Origin of the sequence: Citrobacter sp. T1.2D-1, from assembly GCF_950098555.1 — a bacterium.
Lineage (GTDB): Bacteria > Pseudomonadota > Gammaproteobacteria > Enterobacterales > Enterobacteriaceae > Citrobacter_A > Citrobacter_A telavivensis.
This window is the reverse complement of record NZ_CATNHH010000013.1, coordinates 60,607-81,618: the sequence shown is the minus strand read 5'-3', so window position 1 is coordinate 81,618 and position 21,012 is coordinate 60,607. Positions and strand designations below refer to the sequence as shown.

General features: G+C 52.0%; 23 protein-coding genes and 2 pseudogenes. 17 read left to right on the top strand and 8 right to left on the bottom strand.

Going from position 1 to position 21,012, the window contains the following annotated elements:
* Positions 1-103, bottom strand: a pseudogene (locus tag QQZ17_RS14075) (IS630 family transposase); the annotation flags it as partial.
* A gap of 246 nt (positions 104-349) precedes the next feature.
* Here QQZ17_RS14075 and QQZ17_RS14070 point away from each other — a divergent pair.
* The 4 genes from QQZ17_RS14070 to QQZ17_RS14055 all read left to right on the top strand — a co-directional run bounded on the left by QQZ17_RS14070 (position 350) and on the right by QQZ17_RS14055 (position 4,488).
* A complete protein-coding gene (locus QQZ17_RS14070) occupies positions 350-562 on the top strand; it encodes a hypothetical protein (protein ID WP_152400163.1) in 213 nt (70 codons plus the stop codon).
* A 100-nt stretch (positions 563-662) separates the two neighbouring features.
* Positions 663-2,690, top strand: a complete 2,028-nt coding sequence (locus QQZ17_RS14065) for an acyltransferase family protein (protein ID WP_048242163.1) — start codon at positions 663-665, stop codon at positions 2,688-2,690.
* A gap of 260 nt (positions 2,691-2,950) precedes the next feature.
* Positions 2,951-3,994 carry a hypothetical protein gene (locus QQZ17_RS14060; RefSeq protein ID WP_187696670.1) on the top strand — a complete coding sequence of 348 codons (1,044 nt, stop codon included), beginning with the start codon at positions 2,951-2,953 and terminating at the stop codon, positions 3,992-3,994.
* Positions 3,994-4,488, top strand: a complete 495-nt coding sequence (locus tag QQZ17_RS14055) for a thermonuclease family protein (RefSeq protein WP_048242271.1) — start codon at positions 3,994-3,996, stop codon at positions 4,486-4,488. The genes QQZ17_RS14060 and QQZ17_RS14055 overlap by 1 nt, the downstream gene beginning before the upstream one ends.
* A 928-nt stretch (positions 4,489-5,416) precedes the next feature.
* Here the strand turns inward: QQZ17_RS14055 and QQZ17_RS14050 are convergent.
* The 7 genes and pseudogenes from QQZ17_RS14050 to QQZ17_RS14020 form a co-directional block, all read right to left on the bottom strand.
* Entirely contained in the window at positions 5,417-5,899 is a 483-nt protein-coding gene (locus QQZ17_RS14050; RefSeq protein WP_048242169.1) for a GNAT family N-acetyltransferase, read from the bottom strand.
* Positions 5,887-6,153 carry a type II toxin-antitoxin system TacA family antitoxin gene (locus QQZ17_RS14045; RefSeq protein WP_048242172.1) on the bottom strand — a complete coding sequence of 89 codons (267 nt, stop codon included), beginning with the start codon at positions 6,151-6,153 and terminating at the stop codon, positions 5,887-5,889. Before QQZ17_RS14045 ends, QQZ17_RS14050 begins: the two co-directional genes overlap by 13 nt.
* Positions 6,154-6,516: 363 nt before the next feature.
* Positions 6,517-6,783, bottom strand: coding sequence for a hypothetical protein (locus QQZ17_RS14040; protein ID WP_048242174.1), 267 nt, complete (start codon positions 6,781-6,783; stop codon positions 6,517-6,519).
* A 15-nt stretch (positions 6,784-6,798) separates the two neighbouring features.
* Positions 6,799-7,364: pseudogene (locus QQZ17_RS14035) on the bottom strand (DUF2913 family protein).
* A gap of 35 nt (positions 7,365-7,399) precedes the next feature.
* Positions 7,400-7,843 (bottom strand): ProQ/FINO family protein, encoded by a 444-nt coding sequence (locus tag QQZ17_RS14030; protein WP_053071107.1) that lies wholly within the window; start codon positions 7,841-7,843, stop codon positions 7,400-7,402.
* A 1,101-nt stretch (positions 7,844-8,944) separates the two neighbouring features.
* Positions 8,945-9,961 (bottom strand): plasmid replication initiator RepA, encoded by a 1,017-nt coding sequence (repA, locus tag QQZ17_RS14025; RefSeq protein ID WP_048242177.1) that lies wholly within the window; start codon positions 9,959-9,961, stop codon positions 8,945-8,947.
* 316 nt (positions 9,962-10,277) lie between these two features.
* Positions 10,278-10,478 (bottom strand): type II toxin-antitoxin system Phd/YefM family antitoxin, encoded by a 201-nt coding sequence (locus tag QQZ17_RS14020; RefSeq protein ID WP_048242179.1) that lies wholly within the window; start codon positions 10,476-10,478, stop codon positions 10,278-10,280.
* A 1,009-nt stretch (positions 10,479-11,487) separates the two neighbouring features.
* On the opposite strand from QQZ17_RS14020, the gene QQZ17_RS14015 reads away from it, so the two are divergent.
* The 13 genes from QQZ17_RS14015 (at position 11,488) to pilN (ending at position 21,001) form a co-directional block, all read left to right on the top strand.
* Positions 11,488-11,745, top strand: a complete 258-nt coding sequence (locus tag QQZ17_RS14015) for a helix-turn-helix transcriptional regulator (protein ID WP_152400161.1) — start codon at positions 11,488-11,490, stop codon at positions 11,743-11,745.
* Between the two features lie 292 nt (positions 11,746-12,037).
* Positions 12,038-12,541: a transcription termination/antitermination NusG family protein gene (locus QQZ17_RS14010; protein ID WP_048242181.1), complete on the top strand. Its 504-nt coding sequence runs from the start codon at positions 12,038-12,040 to the stop codon at positions 12,539-12,541.
* 215 nt (positions 12,542-12,756) lie between these two features.
* On the top strand, positions 12,757-13,437 hold the full coding sequence (locus tag QQZ17_RS14005; protein WP_048242182.1) for a hypothetical protein: 681 nt from the start codon (positions 12,757-12,759) through the stop codon (positions 13,435-13,437).
* Positions 13,438-13,468: 31 nt separating this feature from the next.
* Positions 13,469-14,398 (top strand): SPFH domain-containing protein, encoded by a 930-nt coding sequence (locus QQZ17_RS14000; RefSeq protein ID WP_152400158.1) that lies wholly within the window; start codon positions 13,469-13,471, stop codon positions 14,396-14,398.
* A gap of 1 nt (position 14,399) precedes the next feature.
* Positions 14,400-14,861, top strand: coding sequence for an NfeD family protein (locus QQZ17_RS13995; protein WP_048242184.1), 462 nt, complete (start codon positions 14,400-14,402; stop codon positions 14,859-14,861).
* 66 nt (positions 14,862-14,927) lie between these two features.
* Positions 14,928-15,167, top strand: a complete 240-nt coding sequence (locus tag QQZ17_RS13990; protein ID WP_053071108.1) for a TraR/DksA C4-type zinc finger protein — start codon at positions 14,928-14,930, stop codon at positions 15,165-15,167.
* Between the two features lie 318 nt (positions 15,168-15,485).
* Entirely contained in the window at positions 15,486-15,839 is a 354-nt protein-coding gene (locus QQZ17_RS13985; RefSeq protein ID WP_187696669.1) for a hypothetical protein, read from the top strand.
* Between the two features lie 105 nt (positions 15,840-15,944).
* Positions 15,945-16,580 carry a hypothetical protein gene (locus QQZ17_RS13980; protein WP_152400154.1) on the top strand — a complete coding sequence of 212 codons (636 nt, stop codon included), beginning with the start codon at positions 15,945-15,947 and terminating at the stop codon, positions 16,578-16,580.
* The gene (locus QQZ17_RS13975) at positions 16,577-17,104 is read left to right on the top strand and encodes a hypothetical protein (protein WP_152400152.1); all 528 of its coding nucleotides are present in this window, start codon (positions 16,577-16,579) and stop codon (positions 17,102-17,104) included. The genes QQZ17_RS13980 and QQZ17_RS13975 overlap by 4 nt, the downstream gene beginning before the upstream one ends.
* A 60-nt stretch (positions 17,105-17,164) precedes the next feature.
* Positions 17,165-17,698 carry a hypothetical protein gene (locus QQZ17_RS13970; protein WP_152400151.1) on the top strand — a complete coding sequence of 178 codons (534 nt, stop codon included), beginning with the start codon at positions 17,165-17,167 and terminating at the stop codon, positions 17,696-17,698.
* A 21-nt stretch (positions 17,699-17,719) separates the two neighbouring features.
* Positions 17,720-18,865, top strand: coding sequence for a toxin co-regulated pilus biosynthesis Q family protein (locus QQZ17_RS13965; RefSeq protein WP_152400149.1), 1,146 nt, complete (start codon positions 17,720-17,722; stop codon positions 18,863-18,865).
* On the top strand, positions 18,865-19,302 hold the full coding sequence (gene pilM / locus QQZ17_RS13960; protein WP_152400147.1) for a type IV pilus biogenesis protein PilM: 438 nt from the start codon (positions 18,865-18,867) through the stop codon (positions 19,300-19,302). Before QQZ17_RS13965 ends, pilM begins: the two co-directional genes overlap by 1 nt.
* A 13-nt stretch (positions 19,303-19,315) precedes the next feature.
* Positions 19,316-21,001, top strand: a complete 1,686-nt coding sequence (pilN, locus tag QQZ17_RS13955; RefSeq protein WP_152400145.1) for a PilN family type IVB pilus formation outer membrane protein — start codon at positions 19,316-19,318, stop codon at positions 20,999-21,001.
* Positions 21,002-21,012 lie beyond the last annotated feature (11 nt).

The following is a 21,012-nucleotide window of genomic DNA, read 5'->3' as shown; positions in this document are numbered from 1 at the left end:
GCATGGCGGTCAGTCTGCGGGCATAATTTTTATCACGCGTTTTATGGATAGCTTTCTGCATCAGGCGTCGTTCGTCACGGGGAATTGGTGCTATGATCGGCATCGCTCAGTCCGGTTGGTGATTTGGGATATTCAGCGATTGATCAGATCGCACAATTCGGGCTGAGTTCCCTCAAAGTGATCTACTATTCCGAACAGTTATTTAGGGCCTATCATGGCGCACTGGAGCGATGGGTGACATACAGCCACAGCGGTATGCTGGAGGTACTGAAAACAAATTGTACGGCCCTGAATATCAGCCTGGCCGGGCATCTGATTGATGAACTTGTTGATAATATTTGAGAATTCTATGAAAGGAACTGAGAATACCTGGATGCGTAAAACCGGGATCACAGTGAAAGTTATTACGGTTGCCTGTCTTATCCAGGCCAGTATTTCTGGTATTGCTTTTGCCGATTCCCGTTGGACCGTGGAAGTGGCGCACGAAAAATCGCTGACTCACGGTTTTCTCTCTAACTGTGCATGTAATCTAATGGAACAAAAACAAACGCAAGTAAATTAACTTACAGAGAGTTTAGCATATAATGTTAGATATTATAGCTTTTTAATATATTTCATATTATTATATATGTTGGCATTTAAATTCAAACACACCATTAAAAATGAACCTAAATCAAATTAAGAAAAAATACCGTACGGATATTGATGGCCTCAGGGCTATTGCGGTTACTGTTGTGATTTTATTTCACCTCGGCATCGGGTACTTCCCGTCAGGATTTATCGGTGTTGATATTTTCTTTGTTATATCCGGTTACCTGATAACTGGCATTATTCTATCATCACTCAGAGAAGGTACTTTCAGTTACTCAGATTTTTTTGTTCGTCGACTCTGGCGCATACAGCCTGCATTAATATTTGTTTGTATTGTGACGTTACTTGTCTCAAGTGTTCTTTTTGTTTCCCCGGATTATCTGGACTATCTTAAAAGCGCAAAATATAACACCTTATTAATTGCCAATCAGTATTTCTCGCGTCAGTCAGTAGCATATGCAACACCTGAAAGTGATATATTTCCTTTGTTACATACATGGTCGCTTGCCGTTGAATGGCAATGGTATATATTCCTTCCTTTGTTCATCGCGATAACCATTTCTCTTAAAAAAAGAGTCCCGGCAACTAAAAATGTTAATATCAGTGATAATTATATTTTAGTATTATGGTCTGTCATTACCTTTGTATTCGCAGCATTAGCATTGTTTATAGCAAAAAATGAACCTGGGCAGTCATATTATTTCCTGAGCACAAGAGTATTTGAATTCTGTGCAGGCGGTACAACATATTTACTGACCTGTCGAAAGGAATATATTCACAAGGGTATTTCAACAGTTTTAAATACCCTGGCGATTATCGGAATTATTTACATTTCGACAAAAGAGCATGTGATTGATATTTACCCAAATGTCAATGCGTTAATAGTCGTGGCCTGCACATGCGTTTTAATCTTCTCAGGAAAACAAGAAAGTAACTTCATCAGCAGGTTATTATCTTTAAAACCTTTTTCATTCACTGGAAAAATATCATATTCACTTTATTTATGGCACTGGCCGGTTCTTGCATACTGTCGCTATGTCAACATCCAGTTAACCGGTCTGAACCTCATATACATTTGCGGCAGTATTATCACACTGTCGCTGATTGGTTATTATCTTATCGAACAACCAATGAGGAAATTCAGGTATAGTCTGAAACTCACTGTGACACTGCTTTTAGCTTTACCTGCAATTTTTTACAGTATCCTGTATTCTGTTGCAGTAAAACAACAGGGTTTTCCTGAGCGTCTTGGTTCTGTATATTCACATCAGTTCAAAACAATCCAGCACTATGAAAGGAAGGCCGTTACCAGAAAAAAATGCATCGATACGAATCATTCGCTGGAAACCTGTGTCCTTGGCGCTCGTGAAGGTAATAAATCTGCGCTTGTGATTGGTGACTCGAATTCCAATCATTTCTGGGGATTTTTCGATGTACTGGGGAAAGATGCCGGAATAAAAATTAATGCACTGAGTGTTTCGTCATGCCTGACCCTGCCGGGAATATGGCAATATGACTGGTGGATATATAAGAATAAAAATTATGAGTATTGCCACAGCAAAACGGCCGAGTATTACAACATCATAAAAAATAATAAATTTGATTATGTTATTATTGGTGAAGTCTGGCAGAATTATTCGCGTGGACCGCATCTTATTACTAAAAAAGATGATGCCCGTTCTGATGCTTTAACAAAAGAACGAATGACCCGTTCCGCAAAACTTGCGATTTCAAAGATTATTGAATCCGGGGCAAGACCTGTCATTATTAAAACAATATATCCCATGCCAAAGGGCTATCAGGAGTGCCGACAGCGTGAAGCTATTCTGAGAAAGACATTCTCAGAAACAGCCTGTGATTCCCGACGCATTCAGGCACAAGAAAGTCAGTACCTGACAACGCTTTTTGACATGCTTAAAGAAGAATATCCTTCTTTGATAATTATTGATCCAAAGAAAATACAGTGCAAAAACAACTCCTGTATCAGCCATGTCGATTCTATACAAGTCTATCGTGATGTCGGGCATTTAACTGACTACGCCTCTTATATTTTTGGAGAAAGGTATTTAAACGAGTTCGGGAATCCGTTACAACCTTAAATAAGAAATGATAGCCGTATTTACACTGTCATTTATTCCAGGGATCCTGAATGGCATGGATGAGACGATGACACGTGGGGGAAGGCTCTCATACCAGGCCTTATTCCATTGTGATTCTGGCGGCCACGAATCCGATCAGCCAGGTGAAATTTCCCTGGCGATCTGTACAAAAGTCCAGCGACTCCACAATCAGTATGGAACCGTCAGAATTGGGCTGGGGTTAACGTCTGATCCTGGCCACTTATGTTGGGCGGGAATTGGTGAAACAGCTAGTATATCCTGCAGATAATAGAAAAAGTGAGTACACAGGCATGAATAACAATCATAAGCCCTTTATTGGTTTCCGTGACGCGGGTTCCGGTCAGTTCTCAGGGCCCTACATAACTGAAAACCAACTGAGCAACCTTATCAGGCTGCTTCCGGTTCCCAGGCCTTCACCAATCCAGTATGTGTTTCCCGATCTGTCACCACTGATCCGGCATATCAACGGGCAGATAGCTCACGCATTTCAGGCTCACAGTCAGGGGCAACTGGATAAGCAGCTTGCAGAAGAATACGAGCTGATTTTCACTCACTGGAACCGGGCCAGTGGAATGGAGGAGGGACCGAAAAAGGAACATGCCTGGGAAAAAGTAACCGACAGAGCCGATCCGCTGCTGATTCATCTGCGTCAGGCCATGCCGGCTGCAATGTCGCTTGCATGCTGGAATGATGAGCTGATAAATAATATTGAACACAAGGGGCGTATGTATACTGAAGTGTTGCTTTTCATTATTTACGCCCGTGCCGCTTACGAGCGGTCCTCTCTTGGCCGGGATCCTTCCCTGCGGGAATACTGCCGACAGATGAAGAAGATACTGGCCGCGTATACGGGCGGTGAAAATACCCAGCTGTTAATGCTGAGCGCCGCTTCAGAAGTGGAGTGGGCGCCGTACTACGCCATGCTGCGGGAAATGAATGGTCAGGGACCGGAAGATCCGGATTCGTACCTGGCACAACATGTCAGGGGCATAACGGCAGAAACCCTCTATGATGATAATCGTCTTATGCCCCTGTGCTATGACTTTGACACGACCACGGTTAAACGCCGTCATGTGACGTTCACCAGTTTTTCCAGCATGCACTGGCGTATGGTTATGACCCTCGCCCAAATCCACTACCGGATCAGCCAGCTGGAGGTGCTGCTTGATTCGCTAACCGACAGTGACGTCAAAGTGGACTTTGACGGTACCAGCGAAACCCGCGCGCAGTTGGAGAAGATGATTTTGCAGCTGACTGATCAGGAAGAACGGAACCAGAGATGATGCTGAAATTTACGAAGTATTCCTCGCTGTGTCTGTTTACAGCAGCCTGGTTTGCCAGCGCGGATATCCATGGCCATGTGGTGCGCGTGCTGGACGGGGATACCGTTGAGGTTCTTGAGCCGGGAAACCGACTGACGCGTGTTCGCCTGGCTGGCATCGATGCGCCGGAAAAGAGTCAGCCCTTTGGCCAGCGTTCCCGACAGGCGCTGACCGCACTGACGGCCGACAAGTCAGTGCATGTCTCTGGAAGTACCCAGGATCGTTATGGCCGCCTGCTTGGAACCATCTGGTCAGACACAACAGACATTAATGCCGTTCAGGTGAAAACTGGTATGGCCTGGGCCTACCGGTATCACGACAGGGCATCGGTAGCGGAATATGTCGGACTGGAGAGGCTGGCACGGGAGAGCCGGTCGGGTCTGTGGGCAGACCCATCCCCGGTTGAACCGTGGCGATGGCGTACAATGAAGAAGGGCGGTCAGGCAAGTCACTGAGCCCGGCCAACTTCGACGGAAAAACGTGTAAAAGCACAGATTGACAATTCCGTAACAAAAATGGACCACATTAAGCCTTTTATTTATCGTTTTAACCACGACAGCTGGAGCTATTCTCCCTGTACCCTGATATACAAAGAATCAGGACGCAACTTTTTGACCATTCCCCCCCGTGAGGAATGGTTTTTTTTATCCTCGCTTAACCTGTGGTGACGTTCGATTTCACCTCGGCGTGCTGTTTATTTTCCGGTTCAGGCCGATTTACTTTACCCGTTCCCAGGTGCTCAGACATTCCACGGCAGGAAACACACCGTTACTGGTGTGTATGTAAAACGTTTACTACAGCGCACAAAAATAAAACCACATTGTTACCCGTAACCGAAACTGGTATATTATTTGCACACTGATGAGTACATAACATCAGACAGTTTATTGAGCCGGTCGCGGGGATGTCACCAGACCGGTTTTTTTATTCCCGAAATATCTCTTCGTATTGCGGTGAACAAAGACGTCAGCGATCGGCCTTGCTGTGCTGCTCAGCAAAAGTTAACAGAGACATCCGCAGCGTTCGGGCAACAGAGCCCACACGGCCGCCAAGCAATGACATACGGAGGATATGTTTCCAGTCTGCATTCCGGCTTTCCCATGCGAGAAAAATATCCAGTTTGTTCGGGGATTGTATTGCCGGCATAAGATACTTATTCAGAACCCAGCCCTGAAACTGTTGCTGAAAATTAAGCATGTATTCAGAACGGCACTTAAGCATTAACGCATAAATGTCCTGAATTGCGTCCGGCATGTCACTTTGCAGAGCCTCATAACACAGAGCGCGGTAGTCGTCATATTTATCCAGTGGCATCATTATTGACCTATTAATTATCCTTTAATAACAATAAGTTAAAGTGCACTTAAGAAACATTATGTTAAATCAAGGTAGTTTCAGGAATAATGTGCGTTCCTGTGTATTTGAAGCCTTAAAGCCGTGGTACAGATAAAAGCCTTTGGCTTCTTCAGTAAGCGCGTGAACCATGATCGCACGTACACCGATATTCTCAGCAACCCGATAACAACGCAGCACCGCATCGTGAAGCAGATCGGCGCCGATCCCTTTTCCACGGAATGCAACATCGACTGCAAGACGAGCAAGTATGATGACCGGTATAGGGTCCGGCATGTTGCGCCGAAGACTACCTGTGGATTCCGTATGGTTAACGCTGCCAGTGGCCAGAGAGTAAAAGCCAGCGACTTGCTTCGTGCCGGATTTGCAGACAACGAACGTTCGGGCGGCCCCGAGAGCCTGATTCTTAAGCCCTCGCTGTTTAAGCCATTCATCGAGTACACTCTCGCCACTGACGAATTCTGCGAGCTGGTGTGAACTGGATAGCGGTTCTGGTGCTGTTACACGTCCCACTGAGGTTTCCTTGCCAACAGCTTATCGATGGCTGGGTCATCCGCAACCGGTTCATCGAGCATAGCGATAAACTCTGCATACTGCTCATCGTTAAAATTGAATACGCGGCGGTCGAGAATCACATTCTCCGCCGCCTGACATGCCATTTCCAGGATAAAGTCTGTACGGGATTTATGAAGGATCTCTGCCGCAGCATCAATGAGTGCCCGCTGAGATTCTTTGGCTCTAAGATTGAGCTGAACATCTGATTTCATGTGCGTGTTCCTTGTATAGCAATTGCTTTACAAGGATAACACAAGAGCTATGTATAGCAATCCCTATACACTTTTGAACATTCACAACTGACTGTTGCTGACTGGCGGCTGATGGCTCCCTCTTTCATGATGTACCTGCCTTTTATTGACAACATGATTATTACAGCAGTAGCGTATTGCCGTGGTGAATCCTTTCTGCGCGAATGGGCGTTCCGGTCAACTGCAGTCTGCAGGTATGCACGCGTCGTTACTGGCTGGGGTAACGTCACCGGGAGGCACCCGGCACCACCCGAATTACAATAACGATCCGTTGTTTTCCTTGAGAGCCTGTTCGTCCGGACAGGCTTTTTTTTCAGATAACAGTTACCTGCGGCGATGGCGATGTTTCATCGTGCGCTTTTCCGAAAATACTTTCTTCAGTTCCTCATCAAGCGTGTGATTCAGCCCGGGCGCTTGTTTTTCTACAAGCAACGTACTTGCGACAATGACCGGCAGTTGAAGGGCTGGATCTGCGCGCAGGCGCGTCTTGGCCGGAAACAAACTTGGTTTCTGAGTGTCATACCCGCGGGCCTTCAGGACGTTCACACAAGCCTGCAGAGCCTTAACAGGGTCGGATATAAGAGGTGACATGATGTTCCTTAAAAATCAGACTGTAGTTACACACAGACGGTAAAGGGGGTCAGAGCCGACATTTTCTGCCGCCATAGCCTCCCAGCCACAACGCGAGAGCAGGACGGAAAGCCCGGGGAGATTGCCGGTGATTCTGGCCATCAGGTTGCCCTTCAGCCTGCCGTCGTCATCGAACGCGGCATCGAGGGATGACTTCGACAGACTAATACAGTTAACCGCAGGGTTCACCGGAACGGCATGGCGGCCACTCCACTCACGATCACTGAGCAACCGGTAAGTCCAGTGCATGCTTTTCGCGTTTTCAATGGCGTAGGTCAGCCGGAACAGATCGCTCTGCGCTGAAATCTCGCCCGTACAGGAGTGCCAGAGGTATTCCAGTTTGCTGGCCAGCTTCGCCCTGACGCCGTAGAGGCGTCCCTGTTTCAGCAGCCACTCGATGTCCGGCGCCACTTCACGCGGAAAGCGTTTCTGCTTCTGTGCGGTGGCCAGCCAGCGGGTCAGAAACAGGCTTTCCTGGGACTCGCCGGATACCACGCCATCCTGGCGTGCGATATGGAGCGCGACCAGGGCACACAGGCCATGCGGCCGGACCTGGACGTCAGTGTGGTGGTTGCTATCACGGTGAATTAGTCTCTTCAGAAGTATCCTGCTCTGTGGCTTTTCTGGCGGCGCTGGCCTTGATACGCTGATGTATTTCCTTAATGCGCAGACGTGAGTACTTCTCATCCTCTGCCGTCACTTCCTGGACAGGCTGACCGTCGAGGCCGTAGCGGTAAGCGCCTGCTTTAATCTGCTCCAGGTAACTCAGGCTTCCCGTCACATAAAACATAACCCGGGCGACTTCGTTATGGGTCAGGTCAGGAACCGGGTCAGCTTTAAGCTGGTCGTGCATCAGTTGGCTGATGCCGTGGGCGATTGGCCGGAACTCCCTTTTTTTCCATCCCGGCCACAGCTCCGGCCAGCGGGTACAGACTTTTTTCAGCGCCAGGCTGAGTGCGAGTTTTTTCCGTTCTTTCTTTGTCATCTTTTCAGGTACGGACGGTTGCCCGGAATCGCTCATGAGGAACCTCATCTTACAGGTATCAGTACTTGGTTAATTATAGCGCGATTATGTTTTTAACTGAATGTTATATAAGGTTTTTACACTAAAAATACATTCATGACAGGCCAGGAAATGCGGGCTTACGGATGTGCCATCAGGCACATGCCGGCGGAAAGGTTGACCGGGTTTTCACCGGGGGTTATCCCGCCGGAGCGCCCGGCGAAGCCGGTAACATGAGCTGACGTCCGGGGTTGAGGAAGGCGAGCAGCGCGCAGCCTTCCCCCAGATGCCGCGAAGCGGCATGTAAGGCGGTATGATGAGGTTACATACAGCACAGAGGGCTGGCCGCCGGAGCCCGGCGTCAGCCGGAAACTTGCCTGATAGTTAACGCCTATCCCATCCCCCTCCCTGCCAGGCCATAATCCGCTTAACGCCATGATGGTGTTTCATTTCCCCCACGGGGGGGCGCAGTTAGCGAAACAGCCTGGAGGGCTGTTGAGTGGTACTGCGAGTTAGCGGCGTTAGCCGCTTACGGGGGAAATAGCACTGACCATGCAGCAACAGAACTGGCAGCGGCGAAGAAACTAGTTACAACATCCATCATTAAAAGCGATGTTGTTCCCGGCCTTCGGCCGGGGCGGCGGCGCTTTTTAGTGGTGGGTTCCACACTGAAGCTGAAGTGTCTGCGCTTGGTTTTCGGAAAATCAAAGAGAATGTTGTAACTAGTTTTCGGATCGGGGCCCGTCACGTTGTGACGGGAGGTACCTTTGATTCTGAGCGGCGCGGCCGTCTGGCCGCTGCGAGCGAAGGCATTTTTGTTTTGTTCACAGAAGTTGCAGGGATAAAAGATTTCCCTGCAGCGTAAGAATGCAGGGGATTAATAACGGTGTTTAAGAAGATTATGCAGGTTTCACGTTTTTCATTTGCTGAAAGTTAACGTTATTCGTTTGCGGATTTATGTGGATAACACTTCCGGAACGGACGTCGGCCGTCACAGAATATGGCCATCACCGGCAGGAACGGGGGAATGAGGCCGGGAAAGGGCATTTCCGGCGGAACGTAACCAGCACAAAAAGCCCCGGAGGGGCTGAAGGTTATCAGGGATGGATTACGGGCTTTCTACCAGGGAGGTGGCTCCTCAAGCGCCAGCTTCAGCTGGTACAAATGCTGAATGGCCAGCTTCTGGAGCCGTTCATCTGAACAGTAATATGCTTCTTCCGCTGGCATGGTCTTCAGCAGCCAGCCGGAGATATCCTCAATCTGCTGGTCGCGGGGCAGTTTCTCCAGGCGGTTAGCCCGCTTGCGGGCTGCGGCCTGCTGACGGCGGTAGCGCAGTGCCTCAAGGGATTTCTGTTCATACCAGCGTTTTCTGGCCGCATGAACGGAGATCTCTTCATCCTCACCAAGAATACCTTCCCGGATGAGCGCGCGGCGCTCTTCACTCTCTTTCAGCTTCCTCTGTTGCTGTTCGTGCAGCTTCTGCATGTCAACACCCAGAATCCTGAAGCCGGTATCGGTGATGTAGATGTATTTAGGAAGCCAGGATTTACTTTCACGATCCCAGGTTTTCTCGGCAACGCCGAAAACACCAAACTGCACCTGCTCGTTTATAAGACGTGACAGCCGGGATACGGTCACTTCCATTTCAGGAATGACCTTTCCCCTGCCATCCTTCGGACTGAGCTCTCTGGCCAGCCTGGAAACGCATATCACAGTGGTGTGTTTACCGGCATCGCAGAAACTGATGGCCAGTGGCATGAGAGCATCAAGCAGACGACGCTTTTCCGGACGGAACGCATACCTGCGCCCTGCCTTTTCACGGTGTTTTATGTAAAACGGGTGACGGGAGATGTGCATGCGAAGACTGATCTGCCCCGTCTCTTTGTCTTTTTTGACAAGACGATTGTAGGCATAGCCGAGCTGGCCACCCAGCGCTTTGTAATGCGCAGGACGGAACCATGCAGGACTCTCGCATTTTGGTTTTGTGGAGTGATCGCCACGACGACGCCGGGTTTGTTTCTTCTCCGGTGAAACCAGGAAAGAATCAATACTGCCGTCATCCACCCCCTGCCAGTAGCGGATTTGCTCTTCAGGGCTCAGCTCACTCCAGTGAACTGACTGGGGTCTCTCAGACACTACCCCCTGCACTTATGTTGTACAGGTGGAGTATGCTCAACAGGTCTTGCCTTTTTTTGCGCACGAGTTATACTCCCCAACAGGTACAACACTACCCGTTGGACTAAGGGAGGCCCCGTTAATCTTCGTATCCGGCCAAGGTTATTGAAGGATTAACGGGGTTTTTTGTATCTGAAATTCGTCAATGCGACTTATCCAGACCGGCCACCTTACGGCGTGGCAACCATAAAATTCAGAATGTTACTAAATATATTTCCGCTGACTCTATCACCACCATATGAAAGGATCAACTCAAAGGATCCCGGTTTGCAGAGGATCATACGCCCGTTTTCGCTTCCTGTGCCTCCAGTGCCGACTTCATCCGCTCAAACAGATCCAACGGGACACAATAAAAAACCGGCTTGTTATAACTCAGGATCGCGAGTGGTTCACCTGCCGTGGAAGCCACCAGTTTTTCCGGGTTAGCTTTAAGCTCTGAAACACCGGCAACACGGGAGCAATGTACCGTTCTTATCATTACGCCCTCCTCGCCTCACTAACAACATATCAAGGTATTGCTGGAGTATAAGATCACAAATGAACTTTTCCTAGTCTACTTAACGTCTACTTTCCTTTTGGTACTTCATGTTTACATCGCCTATTAACTTATCTTTCTGTTAAAGCTAGCCCTTAAACTAAATCGTTCTGTACCACTAAGACTGGATAGTCGGGCACCCAACTTGACTGCCTTAACGTTAATCAGTAACCTGCTAATGTTGAAGCAAATTCTTCAACCGGGAGTGGAAACCCGATTGTCAGTTACGTGTAAAAAAACACGCTTAAGCGTGTTTTTTATTTGCCAGCCCTCATCTTCCCAACAATGGTGGCTCAGGTAGGGCAACCGAAAGGCTGGCCGGGTACACGTAACCGGTATTTCCCCCTCTGCCTGGGCTACCACCAGAATCAGTTACGTTGATGGATGTCTGTAGCTACTTCCCCAAACTTGACTACATGACCGTTACTAAGTACCCTTCCATCGCCACAGTAAGTCCTGTGGTCGGGCGTAGGAACCCGTATTCACCTGGTAAGCTGCTCATATTTCCGAATAAATCAAATGTAAGCAGCAACCAACGTCATAAAGCGCCATTAAATGGTCATGTATTCATTGCATGAACTTTGCTCCAATCAATGGTAGCTCAGGCGGGGCAGCCTTTGGGCTGGCCGGGTTCTAGGTGACCGGTATTCCTACCCCCGTCTGGGCTATCGCCAGAGTGTAGGAACTTTGGCGGAAGCAACCTTTGTAAATTACCTAGAGGTTATCTTCTTCATGACCTACCTTCTCGTTTCATTCCCCGTAAATATCCTTACTTTCAAAGGCTTGCCACCATTTCATCTTGGTCAATATAGAGCTGCATCCAATTTTATTTTGGATAATTTACCTTTAGCTCTAAACATCCCACCTAAAAAACCGAACCACAATGGGGCATTACCCCATTAACGGGTATGCAATTCACTAACTTAACCTATTGATTTGCATAGAGGTAAATATGACCAAGGCCTATAATCTTAATGTATTACGCAACTTGTTTCCTGAATTAACAAAAATGCAGATTGAAGTTTCAGCACTTTACTCTTTAGGTTGTACTTATGAAGTAATTGCTGACATTCACCATATTTCACCAAATACAGTACGCTCCCATCTTCGTGAAAGCACCAAAGCCCTCAACGTAGATGGTCACGAATCTTTGCGAGCGGTTTTCTTGCTACGCACACATATTCATATCCTCGAAAAAGTGACTAAATAATAAGCATGAAAACCGCACGCATGTGCGGTTTTTTCAGATTTATCTCATTTTTTTCTTTACAGCACTTCCGGTTTTGAACAATATTCCAGCCGAGTTTGAAAAGTGAGTCCGGCCTAAAACCTTTTCAAATTCATCACAAGAATATACTGAGCCATAACCGCGTCTGAAATGCAGCAGTCCGACTTAAGTGTCTGGCTATAAGACTGTTTCGTTTTTATGTCTGAGTGTATTCGACTCCTCTAATACAGAATTGTCCCTACGGGGATCGATTCCGCGCGGAGCGTCAGAGAGTATGCAAATATTAAATGACCGCCAGTGGTACCTTGCGCAGTATATTACCGGTGGCAAAAACCGGGAGAATTTGTTCGGCTGGCTCCATGAGCAAAAAATAACGCCATGGACGCCGCTGACGGTGAAGACCATTAAACGTTCCGACAAGATTAATGGCTACCGGAAGCGTATTACCACTGTATTCCCGGGTTATTTTTTTCTTAAGGCAAATTTCGAGCATCACAATATCACCAATATCCGGATGCACTCGGCATTCTCCGATTTTGTGGCTTTTGGGCGTCAGATAAAACCTGTGGATTCTGGCGTTGTTGAACGCCTCATGAAGTACTTCCCGGAACCTGATTCACATACTCTGGCAAAAGCCGAACTCGAAGCAGCCTCCGCCATCTGGCTAACCAGAGCGCAGTACAACTTTATGGTGAATATGGAAAATGACCCCATGCCGCTTTCCCGTTCGGCCATGCTTATGGACCTGGTCTATCACTCTGGCAAGCACGGTTTTTAAATCCGTCCTGTATCATTTTTTGTGTGTTTTCCCCGCTGCCCAGGCGGGGATTTTTTTACCGTATCCGGAATGGCGTCTGTGCCGGTCCTGCCCGTTGAACACCCTCTGTTCCTTCCTGGCCGGTTAAGTCTGTGCACGACTTTCATTCGCCATAGCCGGAGCTGAATGTGCAGACGCCATTCCGGATACTGATAAAGAATGAGGCGATTCACGTCATGACATCAACAGAAAACCCGCTGACGCACCTTCTGTGGTGCATTCTGGTGGCACTGCGGACCGCCAGTAAAACTGAAGCATTCCGTTCCGAAACCGCCCGCCGTAAATTTATCGCCAGCTGGCTGGATAACGCCCGCCTCATGCCGTCATTCAGGGGAATGGGGGACGATTTTGCCACGCTGCGCAGTCTGCTTGAAAAGGACAGGGACATCTCCATCGAGGGAACACTTAACACCCTGCTGATGTTTTCCTCCCGCGCGGATGACTGCGATTTGTTCCGTTTTCGCATGGCCATCAGCTCGCTGCTGAAAAAAGGCTGGCGTACCGGAATATGCCGCTGGCCTGAAGAAATCATGACGGAAATCCTTCAACGAAGGGAAGGCCGCCGTAACCACCTTCTCCAACTGACGGCCACCACGGACGCCTTTCTTCCGACCGGCGTGATGTGTAGGCCCGTGACGTTCCAGTTGCTCATGCACCAGACCCGGGGCAACAACGATCGTGTGGAAGAAGCGTTTTACGATGCCCGGTTTATCGTCATTTCCGCGCGAGAGGACCAGCTCGACCGTTCCACGTGGATACGTACACTCCACGTCGGCACAAATGCCCTGCCCGAGAATGAATGGGTTCCGGATCACCGCGATATCTGGAAACCAGACAGTTACCGGCGTTCTGCCTGATTTTTATTTCTTACACCTCCGGAGTTTCCCCATGTATGAACTGATTTCCAGCCTGCTGCCGGCAGGCATCTGTGTGTTTGTCGCTTTCGTCTTTGTGTCCTCGGCTGTCAAAATCGTGCCGCAGGGGTTCGAGTGGACCGTGGAGCGTTTTGGCCGCTACACCCATACCATGAAACCCGGCCTCAATTTCATCGTGCCTTTCATGGACCGGATCGGCCGTAAAATGAACATGATGGAGCAGGTACTGGACATTCCGTCTCAGGAAATCATTTCTCGCGATAACGCCAATGTCGCCATTGATGCCGTCTGTTTCGTGCAAATCACTGACGCCGCGCAGGCCGCCTACGAAGTCAGCAATCTCAGTAATGCCATTGCCAATCTGGTGATGACCAATATCCGCACCGTACTGGGCGCCATGGAGCTTGATGAAATGCTCTCACAGCGTGACTCCATCAACTCCCGCCTGCTGAGCGCCGTTGACCATGCGACCAGCCCCTGGGGCGTGAAGGTAACCCGCATTGAAATCCGCGATATCCAGCCTCCCAAAGAGCTTATTGACGCCATGAATGCCCAGATGAAAGCCGAGCGCACCAAACGCGCCAGTATTCTGGAAGCCGAAGGCGTTCGTCAGGCACAAATCCTGCGCGCAGAAGGCGAAAAACAGTCGCAGATCCTCCAGGCCGAAGGGGAGCGTCAGTCTGCGTTCCTGCAGGCGGAAGCCCGTGAACGTTCGGCTGAGGCCGAAGCGCGTGCCACACAGATGGTGTCTGAGGCGATTGCCTCCGGCGATATCCAGGCCGTTAACTACTTTGTCGCCCAGAAATACACCGAAGCTCTTCAGCAGATCGGCGCCTCATCCAGCAGTAAGGTCGTGATGATGCCGCTGGATGCCTCAAGTGTTATGGGCTCCATTGCCGGCATCGGGGAGCTGGTCAGCACTCTGAACGCTGGGAAAGCCTGATATGGCATGGCTTAGCGGTCTCTCCCCCTGGCAGATATGGTTGATGGTGGCGGGTCTTTGTCTGGCTTTCGAAATCATAACCGGAACGGGATGGCTGCTCTGTCTGAGTCTGGCCGCGCTGGCCACTACCGGACTGGTGCAGATATTACCGCTCTCAGTCACCTGGCAGTGGCTCTTTTTTGCCGCCGTGGCCATTCTGATGGCCTGCCTGCGTCGCATCAAAAAAATGATTTACCTCGGACAGCACACTGACGGAAGGCCGCCACTCAATGACCGTCTTGCGCTGATGAAGGGCATGGTACTGACACTGGATAATGGATTAATCAACGGCACAGGGCAGACCCGAATAGGTGACAGTGTCTGGTTTGTTAAAGCCGACAGTGATTATCCCGCCGGCACAAAAGTACGGATAACCGGCACGGAAGGTATTTTTCTGTGTGTCACAGCCACAGAGCAGCAGTAGCAGCACTCCCGGCCCGCACATGATGCGGGCGTATTCTTTACCGCTAAACCAGATACAGGAGAAACCATGCCTGATATTTGCGATCGTGCGAACGAGGAAATGATGTTTCTGGCCAGTCTGCGCCAGCAGAACTACAGTGCCCCGCTGCGCCCGTCAGCCACACACTGTGTATCTTGCTATGCCCCCATCCCTGAAAGACGCCGGGAAGCGCTCCCTGGTGTGCAGACCTGCGCTGACTGCCAGTCAGCATCAGAAGATGTTCTGAACCGCCGCCGCCGTCTCTTTGCCATCACTCCGGCCAGATAGTTTGCGTGCCGTACAAAAGGAGTGACGTCTGGTGAAAAAAACCGCCATCCTCCCACGTTTTTTTCCAGCGTGTTTACTCCCCCAAGGAATATTATGAATGAAAAGCTCCCATGGCTGTTGCTTATACTGCCGGCCTTCTCTGCCATGTCTGAACCCGTAATAACCTGTGAGCCGGAGAGTGCGTTTTCTACGTATTTTTTACCGGCTGTCGGTTTTTGTGTTCTGTTAATTGTCTTCGTATATTCAATAATAGATTTATTGTTAGATGACGCTTCCACTTTCAGAACCGGTAAAAAACCGTGGTTATTCGTCATCGCTGTGAATTCAGTCGTTACCGTACTGGGTATACTGCTGACCAGCTATACCCTTCATCTGGAGCCGGATAAAAAAGCGGTCGTTAACGAAGCCGTCATGATGTCATCACCTGAGGTAAGTCAGGGCCTTCATTACCAGAAAGACTGTATTCTGGTCAGCAGAAACGACACTGCTGTGACGCTGAACTGCAGCCCGGATAGCCGAACTGAAATCGTTCCCCTTGCCGACTATGCTCACGCGACCAGTGCACTGGAGGATGCCACAGCGCATCTGTTGGAACTGAAGATCAAAGTCAGCCGAAATAACATCTGTCGCCCGGACAAAACGTCATTTTTTGACGATCTGTTTTCCCGTTAGTTATTCACCCCCCCCATCATCCGGGGTAAAAAACCAACCCTGCACTGTTCTGCATGCAGCAGGTCTTTCCACGCATTAATCCGGTCCTCACCGTAAAGGTTACCCATGAGAAAATCTCTTTCCGTCGCCGCTCTTGCCCTGGCCGCGGCGTTAACCGGCTGCCACTACACCATGCCCGACACCTCACCGTCCACTGTCCCGACAGGAGGAACCCCGCCCGACAGCGCCACCAGGAAAATCCCGGCAGATACCGACACCGTCACGCTGCAAACCATGGTGGTTGAGGTAAAAAAATCCCCGGACGTGAGCTGGAAAACCCTGCTTCCGGAATGGCACGCCGGAAAGGATATCGCCGTACTGCAGGGTGACGGTAAAGCCATTTATCACCGCCTGGCAGCCAGTAGCCTTGCGGTGATTAAGTACAGCAATAGCTCGGTCACACCCAATATGACAGCGCTCCCTCTCCTGTACCGCGATTGTTCCGACACATCAGGCTCTACACGGAACTGCAGCAGTATGGGACTGGTTCTGCGTCCGGGGTTTAAGCACACCGAAGGCCCACTGAGCCTTATGCTGGATTTGCATATGCAGGATCCACAGCACAGCGTCAGCATTCGTCAGTTCGTCAGTATGCAACCCGGTCAGACCGTACTGGCCGGACGCGCACTGGAGGAGAACACGCTGCAGGTCGTGCTGATCACCCCATACATTCATTCCCCCCTGCATGGAGCAAAGCCATGAAACAAGGTCCTGCCGCCCTGCTTCTGCCGTTACTTCTGCTGCTGAGTGGCTGTACCGGCAGTAACCGGCCTGACGCTACCCGGCATATCACACAGCTGGAAATCACGGTCTGGCCGCTGAAAACGCAGCGGGACGGTACCACTGCACCTGACTTCAGCGTACCTGAAACCTGGAAGCTGGGACTCCCGGACGACAGACGGGCCTATCTTACGCTTTCATCCCTGGACGATGACGTTAAGCCGTCTGCCGGTAGCAGCAGGGCCAGTGCCGTAAACCTGGTGATCGAATCCCGTGACCGGAGTCCAAAAGGGCACACGCTGGATGTGACGCTGTCGGAGTTCTGCCTGAAGTTCACTGATTTCAGCGTCGCTGACAGCGGAACGGTGCGCATGCCGTCTCCCGTGATACCGAAAACGAAAAAAACGCTGGTCACCGGCGTTCATCCTGCGTCCCCGCTTCGTATTCAGGCCAGTAATAATGATTGCCCCTCCACCCTGCTGGTTCAGGTTACCTCCCTGGACTGACCGGGCACCTTTCAGGCTCACATTTCCTTTTAGTCTTTCGTTGCCCCCGGAGTTCCTGCTATGAAAACACTGATATCCGTCCTTCTCTCCCTGCTGCTGAGCGGTTGCGCCGTGGCGCATTCGTCCTTCACTGAGAGCACACCTCTCCTCACTGCCACGGTGGTTCCCGCGTCGTCACATGATCCAGCCGGGGACAACATCGTTCTCCCGGTCAATGCCCGTACCGGGGAGGTGACAACCCTGCGCAGTACCCGGTCGGTACCTTACACCCGTGAAACCGTCTCGAGGAACAACAGGAAAACACAGGAAATACGCGACCATGTGGAGTCCGGCACCGTCATCACGGTGGCCGTCACTCAGACAGACGCTGGGCAGCAGGCATTAACTCTGCGCGTTCAGCATACCTGCCCACCGCAGATAAAGACCTTCACGCCGGGCAGCAATCCTGACGCCAGGATTGATTTGCCGTCCGTCCGGTCATTCTCCCTGCAAAAAACACTGGTGGTGCAGGAAGGTGAAATGGTCCGGATCCGCAGCGAGGGGATGACGGCAGACTGTGCTTTTCCCCGTATAGATGTTCACCCCACTGCATAAACCCCGTACTGATGGTGTCCTATGAAAAAAATCACCCTCCCCCTGCTGCTCTCCCCTTTGCTGGCAGGGTGCACCGATTTTATGGCCAGGGAGACCGGCGCGCAGATGCCGGCCCTGGTGTTTGTTGATGGTCAGATCAGTGAAAGCGCGGACATTATTGCGCAGACCCAGCGCAGACTGGCACCTCCACGCCCTGCCAGCGCACCTGTGGTGGGGGTGCAAAAGTCCGCACCAGCTGCTGTTCCGGCAGGCAATTCAGTCCCGCTGCCGTCGCCATCACTCGCGAAAACCGAGACTCCGGCGGCCACCGCGTCGTCTGCCCAGCCATTAACGCCCGGCAGCCAGCCGGCATTACCGGCGCTTTCCGTCACCGGCACGCCGGGTACGGTTGCCGTCCTGTCGCTTTCTCCTGCCCGGAACCTCACGCTTGAGCAGTGGGTGCGGCGGATCATGCCGTCCGGCTGGAAGCTGGAGTATGAGAATGCCCTGCGTACAGCGCTTAATACCCGCATCGTCTCGGTCTACACCAACGATCAGTGGACGCGGGTACTGAACCGGTTACTGGCAGAGCAGTCCCTGCACGGGGACCTCAACTGGACAACGCAGACCGTCACACTGCGCCGTCCGGGCCAGCAGGCTGCTGCACGCGTGCAGCCAGCAGATAAACCAGCGACGCCGGCAGCACCGCGTAATCCGTTCAGCAGCGTAAGTGCCACAGTGCCGGCCGCTTCGGCCACGGAAAAAACAGAGAGCCATCCGGCCGCCACACCAGTGTCGACAAGTCAGCGACAGGCACAGGCCGCCTCTGTCACCCCGTCCGTCCCGTCCCGGCCTGCCGCGCCCGTACTGACCGGCACACCGGTCCCGGTCAGCGACACCGGTGGGAAAGTCTGGCGGGCACAGCCCGGCACCACTCTGCGCAGAACGCTGATGCAGTGGGCAGGCGAGACCCGGTGCGAAACCGCTGACGGGACAAAATGGACGGTTATCTGGCCCGCTTCCGTGACCGACTATCGTCTTGATGCGCCGCTGACCTTCCACGGCAGCTTTGAGTCCATGCTGACCCAGGTCTTCGACCTGTACCACACCGCCAGTAAGCCGCTCTATGCGAAAGCCTCGCGAATGCAGTGCCTGGTGTCCGTCACCGACACACCGGACGAACCGTAATGGGCTGGCTCCTTCTGGCCATCTGTATGGCCTTTCTGACCATCATTGGTGATATCCAGCTGGAAGAGCGCCAGACAGCCCGTACCGCCTGGCAGCAGCAGAGTGGCCAGCTGTATGCCACCCAGATGCTGATGCTGGCGAACCGGATCAACGACTACCGTTACAACAGAAATCCGGGGGACGGGACGCTGGCCCTCTCCCTGCTCGCGCTGCCGTTCACCCCCGATCCCCGTATTCAGCACCGTCTCGTCCAGGGACGCCTGTGGGTATGGATGCCCGAGCAGCCCGGGCTCGTCGATGCCCTGCGCGACCGCAGCCGCGGCTCAGCGCTGATTGGCACGCGCCGCAACGGTCAGCTGGTCTGGCTTTCCGGCACCGCATCGGGACTCAGCGCGCCTGCCGGCATTCCCGATGGTGCCGTTGTCTATCTCAACTAATCCGGATTTATCCATGAAGAATCTTCCCTTCCGACTCCGGCGCCTCCTGCAGGCGTCTTTTTTCGCGCTGGCCTCGTCCGTCACGCTCCTGTCCGGATGTACCTTTTCCGAAATCAACAAAATGCAGGAAAAGGCGCAGTCGGATGCCATTGTGGCCCGCGCACAGGCGCAGTTGCCACGCACACAGCATGCCCGTCCTCTGACCTGGACTGAGCGCCAGTGGATCAACACGCAGCCGCTTCCGGCAGAGGCGCGGGACACCGCCCGCAAGGCACCGGACTGCTATATCACCCAGGCAAAACCGCAGATAACCCTTCAGGAACTGGCACAGAACATCTCCGAAATCTGCCGGGTTCCGGTGATCTTCACGCCGGATGCGGCGGGAGCCACCCGGAGTACGGGCGGGGGCGTCACCCGCCAGATAAATGGTCCACTGCCGGTCCCGGATGAGAGTGGACGCCTGCCGCTGAATGCGGCCACGCCAGCCACCTCCACGGTGAGCGACGGGGCACCGCTTGTCCTCACTAACCTGATGTGGCAGGGGGAACTGGAGGGCCTGCTGAACCAGATGGCCTCCCGCAGTGGGCTGTACTGGAAGCAGGATCACGGCAGCATCGTATTCTACCTGCTGGAAACCCGCACCTATTCGCTGGCCATGCTGAACACGAAGACGACCAGCAACTCCAGCGTCAGTTCGGGCACAACCAGTACGATGGGGGCCTCCGGCGGCCAGGATAACTCCGCCTCCGGGGATGCAACCTCGTCACAGAGCACCCGCATCGACCAGGAATACGATCTCTACGCGGATATCCGCAAGGGGATTGAAGCCATCCTGACGCCGGAGAAAGGCCGTTACTGGCTCTCGGCATCAAGCTCCTCGCTGATCGTGACCGACACACCGGCAGTCCAGGACGCGGTGGCGCGTTATATCGATGAACAGAACCGGGTAATGAACCGCCAGGTGGCACTGAACGTGGAAGTGATGAGTGTCAGTAACACCCGTAATGAGCAGTTCGGGATCGACTGGAACCTGGTCTACCGTTCACTGGGCACGGCAGGTGCGGCCCTGAACAATGCGAGCGGCGAAATCACCGGCGCGACATCGGCCACGGTCTCCATCCTCGAGACAGCCACCGGCAAGGCCGCGAAGTTCACCGGCTCAGAACTGTTGTTAAAAGCCCTGTCCGAGCAAGGGGACGTCAGCGTCGTCACCTCTCAGTCCAGCGTCGTAACCAACCTGACGCCGGTGCCGATCCAGATGGCAGACCAGACCGTGTATGTCGCCCAGTCGGCCACCACAACCACCACCGACGTAGGGGCCACCACCACGCTGACGCCGGGCATGATCACCACCGGCTTTAACATGACCCTGCTGCCGTTGATCCAGCAGATAGGGAAAGTGCAGCTGCAGGTGAACTTCAACCTGTCAGATCCACCGACCATCAGGAACTTTACGTCGAAGGATGGCAACAGCTATATCGAGATGCCGTACACCAAACTGCGTTCCCTGAGCCAGAAGGTCAACCTGCGCGCGGGGCAGTCCCTGATTGTGACCGGTTTCGACCAGAACAACACCCGGACCAGCAAGTCAGGCACCTTCACACCGGCTAACCCGGTGTTTGGCGGCGCACAGAGTGGCAACAATGAAAGAAGCACCCTGGTGCTTGTCATCACCCCGACCTTTCCTGCGGGGCAGTAACGGAGGCTGAC

Excerpts from the sequence above, each read along its gene's own strand:
- QQZ17_RS14070 (WP_152400163.1), top strand. The coding sequence starts at position 350 with ATGAAAGGAACTGAGAATACCTGGATGCGTAAAACCGGGATCACAGTG.
- QQZ17_RS14065 (WP_048242163.1), top strand. The coding sequence starts at position 663 with ATGAACCTAAATCAAATTAAGAAAAAATACCGTACGGATATTGATGGC.
- QQZ17_RS14055 (WP_048242271.1), top strand. The coding sequence starts at position 3,994 with ATGCTGAAATTTACGAAGTATTCCTCGCTGTGTCTGTTTACAGCAGCC.
- QQZ17_RS14045 (WP_048242172.1), bottom strand. The coding sequence starts at position 6,153 with ATGAAATCAGATGTTCAGCTCAATCTTAGAGCCAAAGAATCTCAGCGG.
- QQZ17_RS14040 (WP_048242174.1), bottom strand. The coding sequence starts at position 6,783 with ATGTCACCTCTTATATCCGACCCTGTTAAGGCTCTGCAGGCTTGTGTG.
- QQZ17_RS14030 (WP_053071107.1), bottom strand. The coding sequence starts at position 7,843 with ATGAGCGATTCCGGGCAACCGTCCGTACCTGAAAAGATGACAAAGAAA.
- QQZ17_RS14020 (WP_048242179.1), bottom strand. The coding sequence starts at position 10,478 with ATGATAAGAACGGTACATTGCTCCCGTGTTGCCGGTGTTTCAGAGCTT.
- QQZ17_RS14015 (WP_152400161.1), top strand. The coding sequence starts at position 11,488 with ATGACCAAGGCCTATAATCTTAATGTATTACGCAACTTGTTTCCTGAA.
- QQZ17_RS14010 (WP_048242181.1), top strand. The coding sequence starts at position 12,038 with ATGCAAATATTAAATGACCGCCAGTGGTACCTTGCGCAGTATATTACC.
- QQZ17_RS14005 (WP_048242182.1), top strand. The coding sequence starts at position 12,757 with ATGACATCAACAGAAAACCCGCTGACGCACCTTCTGTGGTGCATTCTG.
- QQZ17_RS14000 (WP_152400158.1), top strand. The coding sequence starts at position 13,469 with ATGTATGAACTGATTTCCAGCCTGCTGCCGGCAGGCATCTGTGTGTTT.
- QQZ17_RS13995 (WP_048242184.1), top strand. The coding sequence starts at position 14,400 with ATGGCATGGCTTAGCGGTCTCTCCCCCTGGCAGATATGGTTGATGGTG.
- QQZ17_RS13990 (WP_053071108.1), top strand. The coding sequence starts at position 14,928 with ATGCCTGATATTTGCGATCGTGCGAACGAGGAAATGATGTTTCTGGCC.
- QQZ17_RS13980 (WP_152400154.1), top strand. The coding sequence starts at position 15,945 with ATGAGAAAATCTCTTTCCGTCGCCGCTCTTGCCCTGGCCGCGGCGTTA.
- QQZ17_RS13975 (WP_152400152.1), top strand. The coding sequence starts at position 16,577 with ATGAAACAAGGTCCTGCCGCCCTGCTTCTGCCGTTACTTCTGCTGCTG.
- QQZ17_RS13970 (WP_152400151.1), top strand. The coding sequence starts at position 17,165 with ATGAAAACACTGATATCCGTCCTTCTCTCCCTGCTGCTGAGCGGTTGC.
- QQZ17_RS13965 (WP_152400149.1), top strand. The coding sequence starts at position 17,720 with ATGAAAAAAATCACCCTCCCCCTGCTGCTCTCCCCTTTGCTGGCAGGG.
- pilM (WP_152400147.1), top strand. The coding sequence starts at position 18,865 with ATGGGCTGGCTCCTTCTGGCCATCTGTATGGCCTTTCTGACCATCATT.
- pilN (WP_152400145.1), top strand. The coding sequence starts at position 19,316 with ATGAAGAATCTTCCCTTCCGACTCCGGCGCCTCCTGCAGGCGTCTTTT.